Raw genomic sequence first — 14,709 nt, forward strand, 5'->3', positions numbered from 1 at the left:
GGTATCGCCACCCGCTGAGCCCCTCCCCCCGACCTCGCGATGTGAGAGAGAAGGCTTCCATGCCCCCATCGACGTCCAGCGACCTCATCCTGTCCGTCAACGGCGAGAAGTACACGCTGACCGTCGACCACCGCACCACCCTGCTCGACGCCCTGCGCGAGCGCCTGGACATGACCGGCACCAAGAAGGGCTGCGACCAGGGTCAGTGCGGCGCCTGCACGGTCCTGGTCGACGGCCGCCGGAGCGTGGCCTGTCTGCAACTGGCGGTCGCGGCCGAAGGGCGCGAGATCACCACCATCGAAGGCGTGGCCGAGGGCGAGCAACTGCACCCGGTGCAGCAGGCGTTCCTCGACCTGGACGGCTTCCAGTGCGGCTACTGCACCCCGGGCCAGATCTGCTCGGCCATCGCCGTGATCGAGGAGCACGCGGCCGGCTGGCCGAGCGCGGTCACCGGCGACGTCCGGCCCGAGGCGGGACCACCCCCGCTGACCCCGGAGGAGATCCGCGAACGCATGAGCGGCAACCTGTGCCGCTGCGGCGCGTACGTGTCGATCGTCCAGGCCGTGGCCCGGGCCGCCGAGGAGACGAAGGGAGCGGCGGCATGAGGGAGTTCGGCTACCAGCGGGCGTACGACGTCTCCGGCGCGGTGACGCTGCTCGACGGCGACGGGGAAGCCCGTTTCCTGGGCGGCGGTACCAACCTCGTCGACCTGATGAAGACCGGCGTCGAGCGGCCCGCCCGGCTCGTCGACGTACGCGAACTTCCCCTGAACCGCGTCGAGCCGGCCGAGGACGGCGGGCTGCGCATCGGGGCGACCGTCACCAACAGCGACCTCGCCGCCCACCCCGAGGTCCGGCGCCGCTACCCGGCTCTCGCACAGGCGGTGCTGGCCGGTGCCTCCGGACAGCTGCGCAACATGGCCACCGTCGGCGGCAACCTGCTCCAGCGCACCCGCTGCGGCTACTTCACCGACGTCACCTCCCCCTGCAACAAGCGCGCTCCCGGCAGCGGCTGCCCCGCGATCGCCGGCGAGCACCACAATCACGCCATCCTGGGCGCCTCCGGCCACTGCGTGGCCACCCACCCCTCCGACATGGGCGTGGCCCTGGCCGCCTTCGACGGCCGCGTGACGTACGAAACAGCCGCCGGGCCGGGGGAGTTGCCGCTCGCCGACCTCTACCTGCCGGTGGGGGAGACCCCGCACCGGGAGACGGCTCTGCCGCCGGGCGCGCTGATCACCGGCGTCACCCTGCCGCCCACCGCCACGGCGGCCAACTCCCGCTACCGCAAGGTGCGCGAGCGGGCCTCGTACGCCTTCGCCATCGGCTCCGTCGCCGCCGCGCTCGACGTACGGGAGGGCCTCGTCCACGACGTGCGCCTCGCCTTCGGCGCGGTCGCCTCCCGCCCCTGGCGCGCCCGAGCGGCCGAGCGCGTCCTGACCGGCGCCCCGGCCGACGCCGGGAACTTCGCGGCCGCGGCGGACGCCGAACTGGCGGCCGCCAGGCCCCTGCCCCACAACGGATACAAGGTGACCCTGATGCGCAACCTCGTCGTGGCCGTGCTGAGCGAACTCGCCGAGGAGGCCGCCCGATGACCACCGCCGCCACCAGGGGAGCCGTCGGCACCGCGCACACGCGCGTGGAGGGCCGCGACAAGGTCACCGGAGCGGCCCGCTACGCCGGCGAGGTCCCCTTCGCCCGACTCGCCCACGGCTGGCTGGTGCTGTCCACCGTCGCCCGCGGCCGCATCCGTGCCATGGACACCGAGGCCGTGCTCGGGATGCCCGGCGTCCTCACCGTGCTCCACCACCACAACGCCCCGCGCGTCGACACCGGCTACATCGGCATGATGGGCACCTCACCGGACCCGAGCGTCGGGCTCTTCCAGCACGACCGGGTCTCCCACGCGGGCTGGCCCGTGGCCCTGGTCGTCGCCGAGACCTCCGAGCAGGCCAGGGAGGCCGCCGAGGCGCTCGTGGTGCACTACGACCGGGAGCCCCACGACGTCGCGTTCTCGGCAGAGCGCGAGGCCGAGGCGTATGCGCTCGACGGACACGTGCCGGCCGTGGTGGAGAAGGGCGATCTGGAGGCCGGACTCGCGGCGTCCGCCGTCGTGGTGGACGCGGAGTACACCACCCCGGAGGAGCACCACAACCCGATGGAGCCGCACGCGGCGACGGCCCGGTGGGAGGGCGGCCGACTGGAGGTCGTCGACTCCAACCAGGGCACCAACTGGGTCGCCGGTGAGCTCGCGAACCTGTTCTCCCTCGACCCGGCCTCCGTGCGGGTCCGCTCCGAGCACGTCGGCGGCGGATTCGGCAGCAAGGGCGCCCGCGCGCACCAGGTGGCCGCAGTGATGGCCGCGACCGTGCTGCGGCGCCCGGTCCGGGTCGTCATGACCCGGCGGCAGATGTTCTCCCTCGCCGGCCACCGCAGCCCCACCGCCCAGCGGGTCCGGCTCGGCGCCGACGCGGACGGGCGGCTGCGCGCCCTGGAGCACCGGTCGCTGAACCAGACCTCGACCGTCCACGACTTCGTCGAGCCGAGCGCGGCGGCGAGCCGGTCGATGTACGCCGCCGACGCCCACCACACGGCCAGCCGGCTCGTGAAGCTCGACGTCCCCACCCCGACCTGGATGCGCGCCCCGGGTGAGGCGCCGGGCTCGTTCGCACTGGAGTCGGCGCTCGACGAGCTCGCCGAGCGGTGCGGCATCGACCCCATCGAGCTGCGGGTCCGCAACGAGCCCGCGGTGGGTCCGGTCTCCGGGCTGCCGTTCAGCGGCCGCAACCTGATCGCCTGCTTCCGGGAAGGCGCCCGCAGGTTCGGCTGGGCGGAGCGGGATCCACGGCCCGGAGTGCGCCGGGAGGGCCGCTGGCTGCTCGGCACGGGCACCGCGGCCGCCTCCTTCCCTGCGATGGCCATGCCGTCCACGGCGGCCGTGACCGCGGAGGCGGACGGCACCTTCACGGTGGGGGTCAACGCCGCGGACATCGGCACCGGCGCCAGGACCGCGCTCACCCTGGTCGCCGCCGACGCCCTGGAGGTCCCTGCGGACCGCGTCCGGGTGCGGATCGGGGACAGCGACCTCGGCCCCGCGATGATCGCCGGCGGTTCGGCGGGCACCCGCTCCTGGGGCTGGGCCGTCACCGCCGCCGCCGAGGAACTGCGCCAGAGCCTCACGCCGGGCGCCGACATCCCGCCGGAGGGCATCACCGTACGGTCGAACACGGCCGAGGCCATCGGCGCGCTCGCCCAGAAGGAGCGGCACTCGTTCGGGGCGCAGTTCGCGGAGGTCGCCGTCGACCCCGCCACCGGCGAGGTCCGCGTACGCCGCATGCTGGGCATCTTCGCGGCCGGCCGGATCGTCAACCCGCTCACCGCCCGAAACCAGTTCGTCGGCGGCATGGTCTGGGGCATCTCCATGGCCTTGCACGAGGAAGCCGTCCGGGACCGGGCGAGCGGTGGCCTCTACGGTGCCGACCTCGCCGGCTACCACGTCGCGGCGCACGCCGACGTACCGCACATCGAGGCCGACTGGGTCGACGACCCCGACCCGGACGACCCGGTCGGCATCAAGGGCATCGGCGAGGTCGGCATCGTGGGCGCGGCCGCGGCGGTCGCCAACGCCGTGTGGCACGCGACCGGCGTACGCCACCGGAACCTGCCGATCCGGCCCGACCGCGTGCTGCTGGCGGGCGGCGATGCTTGATCTCGCAGGGCCCCTGCGCGAGTGGATCGAGGAGGGCCGGGACTTCGCCGTCGCCACGGTCGTCGCCGTCGGCGGCAGCGCCCCGCGCCCTCCCGGCGCCGCGCTGGCAGTCGCCGCCGACGGCACGGCCATCGGCTCGGTCTCCGGGGGCTGTGTGGAAGGAGCCGTGTACGACCTGTGCCTTCAGTCTCTCCAGGACGGCGAGACACTGGTCGAACGGTTCGGCTACAGCGACGAGGACGCCTTCGCGGTGGGGCTGACCTGCGGCGGGACGATCGACGTCATGATCACCCCGTTCGCGGGCGGTCGTGCGGTCGAGGAGGCCGCGCTGGCGGCTGCCGCCCGGGACGAACCCGTGGCCCTGGCCCGGGTGGTGCGGGGCCCGGCCGGCCTCCTCGGCCAGGCCCTCGTCGTCCGCCCCGACGGCTCGTACGACGGTGGCCTCGGCGGCGACCCGGGCCTGGACCGCACGGCGCTCGACCGGGCCCGCGCCCTGCTCGGCACGGGCCGCACCGGGACGGTGGAGCTCTCCGAGGACGGGTCGCACTGCCCCGGGGGTCTCACCCTGCTCGTCGAGGCGGCCGTGCCGCCGCCCCGCATGATCGTCTTCGGTGCGATCGACTTCGCGGCGGCCCTGGTCCGGGCGGGCAGTTTCCTCGGCTACCACGTCACCGTGTGCGACGCCCGCCCCGTGTTCGCGACCCGGGCCCGCTTCCCGGAGGCCGACGAGATCGTCGTCGACTGGCCGGACCGCTACCTCCGGCGCACCGAGACCGACGGGCGCACGGTGCTGTGCGTGCTCACTCACGACGCGAAGTTCGACATCCCGCTGCTGACCGAGGCGCTGCGACTGCCCGTCGCCTACGTCGGCGCCATGGGCTCCCGCCGCACCCACGAGGACCGCAACCGCCGGCTGCGTGAAGCGGGCGTGAGCGAGCGCGAGCTGACCCGGCTCAGGTCGCCGATCGGCCTCGACCTGGGGGCCCGTACGCCCGAGGAGACCGCGGTGTCCATCGCGGCGGAGATCATCGCGACACGGCACGGCGGGACGGGAACACCACTCACCGATTCGGCCACACCGATCCACAGGGCCTGGCGGGAGGCATACCCGCAACCGGCCTGACGACCGTCCCCGGCGGGCGGTCGGGGACGGGTGTTGCCCGGGGGCCGTGCGGCTGCCCCGGGGCCGGTCGGGTGTTGTCCGGGAGCCGTGTGGCTGTCCCGAGGCTGGGCGGGTGGTGTCCGGGGGCCGCGCGATTGTTCCGGGGGCGGTCGGGTTGCCCGGGGTGACGTGTGGCTGTCCCGGGGCGGTCGGGTGTTGCCCGGGGCCGTGCGTCTGTCCCGAGGCTGGTCGGGTGGTTGCCCGGGGCCGCGCGCCTGTCCCGGGGCGGTCGATTGCCCGGGGCGGGATCGGGTGTTGCCCGGGGTCGTGCGCCTGTCCCGAGGCTGGTCGGGTGTTTGTCCGGGGGGCCCGCGTATCCCCGGGGCCGGTCGGGCGCCCGGCGCATGGCCGCGGGCCTGTCCGGCCCCGGGCCGGAGCTCTCCCGGGCCCCGCCGCACTACCCCCCGTCCGTGCCCCGAGCCCGCTCTCGGCCCGGTCGGCGGAGACACTGCCGGCATGACGGAAGGGCCGGGGCCGTTGCCGGCCGCGGCCCCTCCGTGGGCGCGAGGTGAGGACGGTCAGGCCGCGGTGGGCTCCGAGGCGTGACCGTGCAGACGGGCGATGACCTCGGTCAGCTGCTCGGCGACCTCGGCGTCGTCGGCCGGGTGGGTCTCGGCGAAGCGGGTCATCGAGCCGGGAATGGACAGCTTGACGTCCTCCAGGACCTTGCCGCCGGCCACACCCACGGACTTGCGGGTCTCGTCGTGCGCCCAGACACCGCCGTACTGGCCGAACGCGGTGCCGACCACGGCGACCGGCTTGCCGCTGAGGGCACCGGCACCGTACGGGCGGGACAGCCAGTCGATGGCGTTCTTCAGGACGGCCGGGATGGTGCCGTTGTACTCGGGGGTGAAGAGGATCAGGCCGTCGGCGGCGTTCGCGGCCTCACGCAGCCGCGCGGCGGCGGCCGGGACGCTGCCCTCCACGTCGATGTCCTCGTTGTAGAAGGGGATCTCGGCCAGACCCTCGAACAGGTCCACCTCGGCACCTTCGGGCGCGAGCTTGACGGCCGCCTCGGCGAGCTGGCGGTTGTGCGAACCGGCGCGAAGGCTGCCGACGAGGGCGAGGATACGAACGGACATGCTGACTCCCACATTCTGAGGCACTGCTCTGAAAGACTGCTGAGGATCCGGACCGGGGTCCGTTTAACGTTGTAGCATCTAACCGGACCGCGGTCCAGTTTTGTTCCCGATGCTTTACGCTGGCTTCATGTCCGCCGCCCCGCCCCCCTTCCCGACGCCCCAGGAGCCCGTCGACCACCCCGAGCTGCTTCAGCTCGGCACCGCCCTGGAGGACGACGAGCCCTGCCTGCGGGCTGACGCCGCGCGCAACCGCGCCCGGCTGCTGGAGGCCGCCGGGCGGCTGGTGGCGGAGCGCGGCGCGGAGGCCGTCACGATGGAGGCCGTGGCCGCGGAGGCCTGTGTCGGCAAGGGCACGGTCTTCCGCAGGTTCGGCGACCGTACCGGCCTGCTGACGGCGCTGCTCGACCACTCCGAGAAGAAGTTCCAGGCCGCGTTCCTCGGCGGCCCGCCGCCGCTCGGACCCGGAGCGCCGCCCGTGGAGCGGCTGCGGGCGTTCGGCTGCGCGATGCTGCGCCGCTCGGCCGACGAACTGGAGCTGCAGCTGGCGGCCGAGCCCGGCGCGAGCCGCCGCTATGTCGCCCCCGCCCGTCGTGTGCTGCGGCACCACATGGAGATGCTGCTGCGGCAGGCCGTCCCCGAAGCGGACTGCGAACTGCTCTCCCACGCGCTGATGGGCCAGCTCGACCCGGCCCTCGTGCACCACCTGACCAGGCAGCGCGGCCTGCCGCTGTCCCGCCTCGAGGTCGCCTGGACCGACCTGGTCGACCGGGTGACGGGCACGGGCGCGCCCGCTGAGACCCCTCCGCCCCACCCGTGAGCGCTCACGGGTTCCTCACAACTCCCCCGCCGGAAGCGCGCATTGGGGCTTCTGCCAAGATGCCGTACGTCATGGTGCAGATACCGAAAACGCCCGCGCCCCCGTCCCCCGCACCGTCGCGCTCCGTGCCCACGAGCGCCGATGTGGCCCGCCTGGCCGGCGTCTCGCGCGCGACCGTCTCCTACGTCCTCAACAACACCAGCGCCGTACGGATCAGCGAACCCACCCGCCGCCGTGTGCACGAGGCCGCGAGGGAACTCGGGTACGTGCCGCACGCGGCCGCCCGCAGCCTGCGCGCCGGGCACAGCCGGATGGTCCTGATCCCCGCGCCGACCTTCCCCGTAGGCCCGCTCTACAACCGGTTCCTCACCGACCTCCAGGGATCGCTCGGCAGCCTGGACTACACGGTCGTGCAGTACGGCACCGGCAGCCCGCACAGCGACGAAGCCGCCCGCGCCTGGGCCGAGTTACGACCCGTGGCCGTGCTTGTGCCCGGCTCCGGGCTCGGCCCGCGCGGGGTGGCGGTGCTCAAGCGATCGGGGGCGCGGGCCGTGGTCACCCTCGGCCCCGAGACCATCGAGGGCGCGCACGCGCTGCTCATGGACCACGACGTCGTCGGCCACAGCGCCGGCGCCCACCTCTACGACCGCGGCCGGCGCCGGATCGGCGTCGTCGTCCCGCAGGATCGCGGTCTCGAGGCGTTCTCCGCACCCCGCCTCGACGGCGTGCGCCAGTCGGTGCGCGGCACGGACGCCACCGTGACCGAACTGCCCCTCGCCTACGACGAACAGGCCGCGGCCCGCCTCGCCGCCCGCTGGCGGACCCTCGGCCTGGACGCCGTGTTCACCTACAACGACGAGTACGCGATGCTGCTGATGCGGGCGCTGCTGGACGAGGGCATCCGCATCCCCGAGGAGACGGCCGTGATCGGCGCCGACGACCTGATGCTCGGGCGGCTGCTGCGGCCCCGGCTGAGCACGGTCCAGCTGGAGCTGCCCTGCGGCCGTGAACTCGCCGAACTGGTCGACCGCGCAGTGCGCAGGCCCAGCTCGGAGCCCGAGACGCACAAGGCGCTGGGGGCGACGGTGCTGCACCGCGAATCGAGTTGATCCGGCGGGGCGCGACTCCCCGGCTGGGGGTCACCGCCCGGCGTTCGTGCCGCGGCACGGCTAGGATGTTGCATGCTCAACAAAACGGGGGCGCGTTCCTGCGCGAGCCGCGGCGCACGCCGCTGCGCCCGCTCGGCGCGCCCCGCCATGTGACCGCCGAACCGGCCGCGCACGCACGGGAGTTCGCCCACCCCGTCAGCCGGTGACCGATCGATCGGAGAGCCGTCATGCCGTTGCTCGACACCAGGAGCTGGCAGCCCCGCCGCCTCACGGGGCCCGGGTACACCGTCACCGAGCCCGCCACCGGCCAAGCCCTCGGCACCCTCGCCCTCGCCACCCCCGAGGACGTCGGGTCCGCCGCCGAGCGAGCCGAGGCAGCCCAGCGCGCGTGGGCACGCACCCCGCACTTCGCCCGTGCCGCCGTGCTCCGCAAGGCCGGCGACCTGTTCACCGAGCACGCCGCCGAACTGCGCGAATGGCTCGTCCGTGAATCGGGCTCCGTCCCCGGCAAGGCCGACTTCGAACTGCACGTCGCCGCCCAGGAGTGCTACGAGGCCGCCGCGCTCGCCTCCCGCCCGGCCGGCCAGGTCCTGCCCAGCGAAGCACCGCGCCTGTCGTACACGCGCCGCGTCCCGGCCGGCGTGGTGGGCGTCATCTCGCCGTTCAACGCCCCGCTGATCCTGTCCATCCGCTCCGTCGCACCGGCCCTGGCGCTGGGCAACGCGGTCCTGCTGAAGCCGGACCCGCGCACGGCCGTCTGCGGAGGCCTGTCCCTCGCCGCGGTCTTCGCCGCCGCCGGCCTGCCGGAGGACCTGCTGCATGTGCTCCCCGGCGGCCCGGAAGTCGGACAGGCCCTGGTCGCCGACCCGCGCGTGCCGGTCCTCTCCTTCACCGGCTCCACCGCCGCGGGACGGGCCGTGGGCGAGGCCGCCGGACGTCACCTCAAGCGGGCCCACCTGGAACTGGGCGGCAACTCCGCCATGATCGTGCTGGAGGACGCCGACCTCGACGCGGTGATCTCCACGGCCGCCTGGGGCTCGTTCTTCCACCAGGGCCAGATCTGCATGACCACCGGACGCCATCTGGTGCACGCGTCCCTCTACGACGAGTACGTCGAGCGGCTGGCCGCCAAGGCGGACTCACTCGCCGTCGGCGACCCGCACCGGGACCAGGTCCACCTGGGCCCCATCATCGACTCTGGCCAGCTCACCAAGATCAGGGGCCTGGTCGAGGCCAGCACCGCCGCGGGCGCCAAGCTCGCCGCCGGCGGCACCCACGACCGGCTCTTCTACCGGCCGACGGTCCTCGCCCACGTCGACGACCGCACCCCCGCGTACGCGGAGGAGGTCTTCGGCCCCGTGGCGCCCGTCCGTTCCTTCACCACCGCCGACGAGGCGGCGGCTCTGGCCGCGCAGAGCCCGTACGGCCTCTCCCTGGGCATCGTCACCAGGGACCCGGCCCGCGGCCTGGACCTCGCCGAGCGCATCCCGACCGGCATCGTCCACATCAACGACCAGACCGTGAACGACGAGGCTGTGGCGCCCTTCGGCGGAGTCGCCGCCTCGGGCACCGGCGCCCGCTTCGGCGGTGAGGCCAATCTGGAGGCGTTCACCGAACTGCGCTGGACGACGGTACGCGGAGACGTCGCTCCGTACCCCTTCTAGAGCCCCCTCTAGAGCCCCCGTACCCGAGGGCCCGGGCTCCCGGGCCCTCGGAGCGGGTCACTCGGCCGGCTGCTGGGCCTGCTGCTCGGCAACCGCCTTGCGGACCTCGTCCATGTCGAGGTTGCGGGCCTGCCCGATGACGTCGGTGAGAGCGGCCTCGGGCAGGGCGCCCGGCTGTGCGAACACGGCTACCTGGTCACGGACGATCATCAGCGTGGGGATGGACTGGATACCGAAGGCCGCGGCCAGCTCGGGCTGCGCCTCGGTGTCCACCTTGCCGAACACCAGGTCCGGGTTCTCCCCCGCCGCCTTCTCGTACACCGGGGCGAACTGCTTGCACGGCCCGCACCAGTCGGCCCAGAAGTCGATCAGGACGAACTCGTTGTCCGTGACCGTCTGGTCGAAGTTCTCCTTGGTGAGCTCCACGGTGCTGCTCATGGCGTAAATCCCTCTTCCTGGTGTGGGGTCAAGCCGTCGGCACAACACGGCCGACCGGACACGTATTCCGCGCCCCTACCCATGTGGCCAGGGCGCACACCACCCACCAGACTGACCCCATGACGGAAACGGAAACCAACGCGTACGACGTCGTGGTGCTCGGGGCCGGGCCCGTGGGGGAGAACGTCGCCGACCGCACCCGCGCCGCCGGACTGACCACCGCGGTCGTGGAGAGCGAGCTGGTCGGCGGCGAGTGTTCCTACTGGGCCTGCATGCCCAGCAAGGCCCTGCTGCGGCCGGTCATCGCCCGCGCGGACGCCCGCCGCGTGCCCGGCCTGCGCCAGTCGGTGCAGGGCCTCCTCGACGCCTCCGCGGTCCTCGCCCACCGGGACTACTACACCTCCCACTGGAAGGACGACGGTCAGGTCGGGTGGCTCGACTCCATCGGCGCCGACCTGTACCGCGGCCACGGGCGCCTCACCGGCCCCCGCACGGTGACGGTCACCGGTCCGGACGGCGGCGAGCGCGTCCTGACCGCCCGGCACGCCGTCGCCGTCTGCACCGGCAGCCGCGCCGCCCTGCCCGGCCTGCCCGGGCTCGACGCCGTCAAGCCGTGGACGAGCCGGGAGGCCACCAGCTCCAAGACCGTGCCCGGCCGGCTGATCGTGATCGGCGGCGGCGTGGTCGCCACCGAGATGGCCACGGTCTGGCAGGCCCTCGGCTCGCAGGTCACCCTGCTGGTCCGCGGCAAGGGCCTGCTTCCCCGGATGGAGCCCTTCGCCGGAGAGCTGATCGCCGAGGCGCTCAAGGAGGCCGGCGCGGACGTCCGTACGGGCACCTCGGTGGAGTCGGTGACCCGGGAGAACGGGACGGTCGTGGCAGTCACCGACACGGGCGACCGCATCGAGGCCGACGAGATCCTCTTCGCCACCGGCCGTGCCCCGCGCACCGACGACATCGGCCTGGAGACGATCGGCCTCGACCCCGGCTCCTGGCTGCCGGTCGACGACAGCCTCCGCGTGAGCGGCCACGACTGGCTGTACGCGGTCGGCGACGTGAACCACCGCGCCCTCCTCACCCACCAGGGCAAGTACCAGGCCCGCGTCGCGGGCGCCGCCATCGCCGCGCGGGCCACCGGGGAGACCCTCCTCGCAGAGCCCTGGGGCGCCCACGCCGCGACCGCCGACCACGCCGCCGTCCCGCAGGTCGTCTTCACCGACCCGGAGGCCGCGGCCGTCGGCCTGTCCCTGGCCGAGGCGGAACAGGCCGGGCACCGGGTGAAGGCCGTGGACGTGGACCTGTCCACCGTCGCCGGGGCGGGCCTCTACGCCGACGGCTACCGAGGCCGCGCCCGCATGGTGGTCGACCTCGAGGACGAGATCCTGCGCGGCGTCACCCTCGTCGGCCCCGGCGTCGGCGAACTCATCCACTCCGCGACCATCGCGGTCGCCGGCCAGGTCCCGATCAGCCGCCTGTGGCACGCCGTCCCGTCGTACCCGACGATCAGCGAGGTGTGGCTGCGGTTGCTGGAGGCACACCGCGACGCGTGACCTCCGCTCAGCCGGCGTCGCGGCACGGCCGACGGTGTCGACACGCGTGCGCGGGCACCACCAGCTCCCGGTAGTCGTCGTCCCACAGGTGACCTCGGCGCGGGAGGCCGGGTCCAGGTTGTCGGCAGTCGGCGAGGGACGTGAGACCTCGCTCGCCTTCGGTGTTGTTGTCCGCGGACAACAACACCGAGGGTTCACGAAGCCGGCGCAAGCGATATCGGGGCGCCAACTACGCGCTGACGTGCCGACGGCGGGGCGTCGCCGGCGCCCCCGCCCTTGTCCGTGTCAGGCCGTCACGGGCCAGAACTGCACGAGGTACTTCTCCACGCCTTCGCCCGTACCCTCCTGTCCCGACAGTGCCGCAGCTTCGCTGCGCCCAGCACAGCTCACCCGCACTCGCCAGGACCCCCCCGAATCGGCAAGCGTGATCACGTCATCGGCGCGCCCCAAGCCCATGGACCACACGGCCACTTCACCACTGGTCGACTCGAAGTCGGCCTCAGCCTGCTCGTCCCACGGCGAAGAATCCTGCACGGGCGGCTCGGCGTCCCACACCTCCGGCGGCCCCTTCCGGGAACGCACTTGCATCGCCTTCCGGGCTGGTGGGCGGCCGTTCTGACCGCCATGACGGCTGATCTCATCAGATGGCAGGACTGCGTTACGCACCCGCGGTCGTCGACGGGCCCGGAACGCGGAAAGGCTCCCGGGCGTGATAGATGCCCCGGATGTTGGCCAGTTGCTCCTCACGGGTCGCCTCGGGGTTCACCTGGGAGGGCCCTTCGGCGTCCAGGAGTTCCTCGAACGAGGGCTTGGAGAGTGCCGGTCGCCGCGAGCGCGGCGGGTAAGCAGGTCAGTGTCCTCGGCCTCCCTGACTGCCAAGGCGAGACGCACCTCGTCTCATTCGAAAGGGTGTCGTCGTACGTCAGCCGAAGCCGCGGAGCGAGGTGGCGACACGCATCGCCGGCCGACCGCAGGTTCCTGCCGCTTGATCACCGGCCGGTAAAGCCGGGAGCCCCTGCCTTCACAGCGGTTGTGACCTGCGGCTACTGTTTCGCCGCTGTCGTGCGGACGAACGTGAAGCCGTCCATTCGCCTTGGGGGAGGGGATCGGCAGCCATCCATTCACTGTGGGGGCACATTGAACCTGCGTACGCGCCGCAGATCCGCGGCGCTCACCACTGCCGCCGCGCTCGCGGCGGGCCTCATCGCCGCGCTTCCCGGGTCGGTCGCCGCCGTTCCCGGCAACTGGCCGGCCACCGACGGGAAGCTGCTCTACACGGACGTCGGCGGTCAGATGGCGTTCGTCCGTCCCGACGGGTCGTCGTGGTCCCAGTTCCACCCGACCGGAGACCAGGGCGCCTGGTCCGCCGACGGCAGCCAGGTCGCCTTCGTGAACCACTACGACGACCACATCCGCACGGCATGGGCCGACTCCGAGACCACCGGCGCCGACATCGCCATGCCCTCGGGCAGTGGCTGGCATCCTGCCGATCCGACCTTCTGGTACGGCGGCGGTGACATCGTCTTCACGGCCGGCGGCCGGCTGCGGCTGACCGCGGCCGACGGCACCCGCACACCGAAGGCCCTGTTCGGCACCGATGTCGACGGCTGCGACTCCGAGCCCAGCGGCGCGGTGAACGGCATGCTGGCCTTCGTACGCACGGGCACGAGCTGCGGGACCGCGGGCGCCCCGGCCGTCTGGGTCTACAACGGCCGCTCCGGGGCGTTCACCAAGCTGGCCGACGACGCGAAGGACCCGAGCGTCTCCCCGGACGGCAGGTCGGTGGCCTTCACACGGTCGGTCGACGGGCACCGGCAGCTCTTCAAGGTCAACACCGACGGCACCGGGCTCACCCAGCTCACCACGGACGCCGTGGACCACAACCGGCCCGCCTGGTCGCCGCAGGGCAACCGGATCGCGTACGACGTCTTCGTCTCCGGCGACCCCGACGTCCCCAGCGGACCCCAGGTGTGGATCCACGACCTCGGCACGGGCACGCAAGAGCAGGTGCCCCAGGGCACCGGCACCGACGTGGCCTGGCAGCCGCTCAGGGACAACGCGATCTCCCGGGTCTACGGCTCCGACACCTACGACACCAACATCGCGTCGTCCAAGTGGACCTGGAACACGGTCGGCGCCGGTGCGACCGGCCTGCCGAACGCGAACGCGGCCGTGCTCATCAGCAAGTCCGACGCGGCCTACGCCACCACCGCGACATCGCTGGCCGGCAAGAAGCGGGGTCCGGTGCTGATGACCTCCGGGACGGGCCTGGACTCCTCGGTGCAGACGGAGCTCAAGCGCATGCTGCCCAAGGGCAGGACGGTGTACTTGGTCGGCGGCACCAAGATCCTCAGCAGCGCGGTGGCGTCCAAGGTGACCTCGCTCGGGTACGTGGCCAAGCGGCTGTCCGACGTCTCGCGCTACTCGACCTCGGTGGCCGTGGCCAAGACCGTCACCAGCACGCCGAAGTACGTCTTCCTCGCCACCGGCACCGACTACCACAACGCCCTCGCGGCGAGTTGCGCCGCCGGTTCCATGGGCTCCGCCGGTACAGCGACCGTCCTGCTGACCGACGGTTCGACCATGACCGCGTCGGTCTACGGGTACCTCAACAAGTACAGTCCCGGCACGACGAAGATCATCACGGTGGGGACCGACGCCGAGTCGGCGCTGACCAAGGCGTACAAGGCCGGGAAGATGCCGAACTGGCCCGGCTCGTACAGCTACTACCGGGTCGCCGGCTCTACGCCGCAGTCGAACGCCATACAGCTCGCCAACCTGTGGTGGTCGCTGCCGTCGAACGCCGCCGTGGCCTCCGTGGGGAGCTGGCGGGGCGGTGTCTCCGCGTCCTCGGCGATGACGACCTACGGCCCGCTGCTGTGGACCGACGTCACCTCGCTGCCGTACGACACCAAGCGGTACCTGATGCGGATGTCCTCGAGCATGTACCACGTGGCCGTCTTCGGCGGCTCGGGATCGGTCGACGCCTCCGTCATCCCCAAGATCGGTGCGGCGATCGGCGTGGGCACCCACTACGCCTACACGCCGTACTACAAGGGCGCGGCGCCGCAGACCACGACCGCGCAGCCGCTGTCCGGCGGCACCGGGTCCGCGCCCAGCCCGGATCTCGCGCCACTGCGGGTGACGGCCACGAAGTAGCCCTCGCGGACTTCAGGGCC

The 14,709-nt window shown here is 73.0% G+C and carries 12 protein-coding genes; 9 read left to right on the top strand and 3 right to left on the bottom strand.

The window, feature by feature from the left end; translation table 11 throughout:
- The first annotated feature begins 59 nt into the window (after positions 1 to 59).
- Genes AB0G20_RS24925 through AB0G20_RS24940 form a run of 4 tightly spaced genes read left to right on the top strand, consistent with a single transcriptional unit; the run spans position 60 to position 4,831 of the window.
- Positions 60 to 605 carry a 2Fe-2S iron-sulfur cluster-binding protein gene (locus tag AB0G20_RS24925; RefSeq protein WP_361306116.1) on the top strand — a complete coding sequence of 182 codons (546 nt, stop codon included), beginning with the start codon at positions 60 to 62 and terminating at the stop codon, positions 603 to 605.
- The gene (locus tag AB0G20_RS24930) at positions 602 to 1,594 is read left to right on the top strand and encodes a xanthine dehydrogenase family protein subunit M (protein WP_361306118.1); all 993 of its coding nucleotides are present in this window, start codon (positions 602 to 604) and stop codon (positions 1,592 to 1,594) included. Before AB0G20_RS24925 ends, AB0G20_RS24930 begins: the two co-directional genes overlap by 4 nt.
- Complete coding sequence (locus AB0G20_RS24935) at positions 1,591 to 3,708, top strand: xanthine dehydrogenase family protein molybdopterin-binding subunit (protein ID WP_361306120.1); 2,118 nt, start codon at positions 1,591 to 1,593, stop codon at positions 3,706 to 3,708. Before AB0G20_RS24930 ends, AB0G20_RS24935 begins: the two co-directional genes overlap by 4 nt.
- The gene (locus tag AB0G20_RS24940) at positions 3,701 to 4,831 is read left to right on the top strand and encodes an XdhC/CoxI family protein (protein ID WP_361306122.1); all 1,131 of its coding nucleotides are present in this window, start codon (positions 3,701 to 3,703) and stop codon (positions 4,829 to 4,831) included. The genes AB0G20_RS24935 and AB0G20_RS24940 overlap by 8 nt, the downstream gene beginning before the upstream one ends.
- A 557-nt stretch (positions 4,832 to 5,388) precedes the next feature.
- On the opposite strand, the gene AB0G20_RS24945 is transcribed toward AB0G20_RS24940, so the two are convergent.
- Positions 5,389 to 5,952 (bottom strand): NAD(P)H-dependent oxidoreductase, encoded by a 564-nt coding sequence (locus AB0G20_RS24945; protein ID WP_361306124.1) that lies wholly within the window; start codon positions 5,950 to 5,952, stop codon positions 5,389 to 5,391.
- Between the two features lie 127 nt (positions 5,953 to 6,079).
- Between AB0G20_RS24945 and AB0G20_RS24950 the strand changes: the two genes are divergently transcribed.
- The 3 genes from AB0G20_RS24950 (at position 6,080) to AB0G20_RS24960 (ending at position 9,542) form a co-directional block, all read left to right on the top strand.
- Complete coding sequence (locus AB0G20_RS24950; protein WP_361306126.1) at positions 6,080 to 6,769, top strand: helix-turn-helix domain-containing protein; 690 nt, start codon at positions 6,080 to 6,082, stop codon at positions 6,767 to 6,769.
- 71 nt (positions 6,770 to 6,840) lie between these two features.
- Positions 6,841 to 7,878: a LacI family DNA-binding transcriptional regulator gene (locus AB0G20_RS24955; RefSeq protein ID WP_361306128.1), complete on the top strand. Its 1,038-nt coding sequence runs from the start codon at positions 6,841 to 6,843 to the stop codon at positions 7,876 to 7,878.
- A gap of 227 nt (positions 7,879 to 8,105) precedes the next feature.
- On the top strand, positions 8,106 to 9,542 hold the full coding sequence (locus AB0G20_RS24960) for a benzaldehyde dehydrogenase (protein ID WP_361306130.1): 1,437 nt from the start codon (positions 8,106 to 8,108) through the stop codon (positions 9,540 to 9,542).
- 57 nt (positions 9,543 to 9,599) lie between these two features.
- On the opposite strand, the gene trxA is transcribed toward AB0G20_RS24960, so the two are convergent.
- Positions 9,600 to 9,980, bottom strand: a complete 381-nt coding sequence (trxA, locus tag AB0G20_RS24965; RefSeq protein ID WP_053673779.1) for a thioredoxin — start codon at positions 9,978 to 9,980, stop codon at positions 9,600 to 9,602.
- Between the two features lie 119 nt (positions 9,981 to 10,099).
- Here trxA and AB0G20_RS24970 point away from each other — a divergent pair, with 119 nt between their 5' ends.
- Positions 10,100 to 11,530, top strand: a complete 1,431-nt coding sequence (locus AB0G20_RS24970) for an NAD(P)/FAD-dependent oxidoreductase (RefSeq protein ID WP_361306132.1) — start codon at positions 10,100 to 10,102, stop codon at positions 11,528 to 11,530.
- Between the two features lie 285 nt (positions 11,531 to 11,815).
- Here the strand turns inward: AB0G20_RS24970 and AB0G20_RS24975 are convergent, their stop codons facing one another.
- Entirely contained in the window at positions 11,816 to 12,085 is a 270-nt protein-coding gene (locus AB0G20_RS24975) for a hypothetical protein (RefSeq protein ID WP_361306134.1), read from the bottom strand.
- A gap of 582 nt (positions 12,086 to 12,667) precedes the next feature.
- On the opposite strand from AB0G20_RS24975, the gene AB0G20_RS24980 reads away from it, so the two are divergent.
- Positions 12,668 to 14,689: a cell wall-binding repeat-containing protein gene (locus AB0G20_RS24980; RefSeq protein WP_361306136.1), complete on the top strand. Its 2,022-nt coding sequence runs from the start codon at positions 12,668 to 12,670 to the stop codon at positions 14,687 to 14,689.
- Positions 14,690 to 14,709: the final 20 nt, after the last annotated feature.

The organism is Streptomyces sp. NPDC024017, assembly GCF_040638895.1.
Lineage (GTDB): Bacteria > Actinomycetota > Actinomycetes > Streptomycetales > Streptomycetaceae > Streptomyces.

Excerpts from the sequence above, each read along its gene's own strand:
- AB0G20_RS24925 (WP_361306116.1), top strand. The coding sequence starts at position 60 with ATGCCCCCATCGACGTCCAGCGACCTCATCCTGTCCGTCAACGGCGAG.
- AB0G20_RS24930 (WP_361306118.1), top strand. The coding sequence starts at position 602 with ATGAGGGAGTTCGGCTACCAGCGGGCGTACGACGTCTCCGGCGCGGTG.
- AB0G20_RS24935 (WP_361306120.1), top strand. The coding sequence starts at position 1,591 with ATGACCACCGCCGCCACCAGGGGAGCCGTCGGCACCGCGCACACGCGC.
- AB0G20_RS24940 (WP_361306122.1), top strand. The coding sequence starts at position 3,701 with ATGCTTGATCTCGCAGGGCCCCTGCGCGAGTGGATCGAGGAGGGCCGG.
- AB0G20_RS24945 (WP_361306124.1), bottom strand. The coding sequence starts at position 5,952 with ATGTCCGTTCGTATCCTCGCCCTCGTCGGCAGCCTTCGCGCCGGTTCG.
- AB0G20_RS24950 (WP_361306126.1), top strand. The coding sequence starts at position 6,080 with ATGTCCGCCGCCCCGCCCCCCTTCCCGACGCCCCAGGAGCCCGTCGAC.
- AB0G20_RS24955 (WP_361306128.1), top strand. The coding sequence starts at position 6,841 with ATGGTGCAGATACCGAAAACGCCCGCGCCCCCGTCCCCCGCACCGTCG.
- AB0G20_RS24960 (WP_361306130.1), top strand. The coding sequence starts at position 8,106 with ATGCCGTTGCTCGACACCAGGAGCTGGCAGCCCCGCCGCCTCACGGGG.
- trxA (WP_053673779.1), bottom strand. The coding sequence starts at position 9,980 with ATGAGCAGCACCGTGGAGCTCACCAAGGAGAACTTCGACCAGACGGTC.
- AB0G20_RS24970 (WP_361306132.1), top strand. The coding sequence starts at position 10,100 with ATGACGGAAACGGAAACCAACGCGTACGACGTCGTGGTGCTCGGGGCC.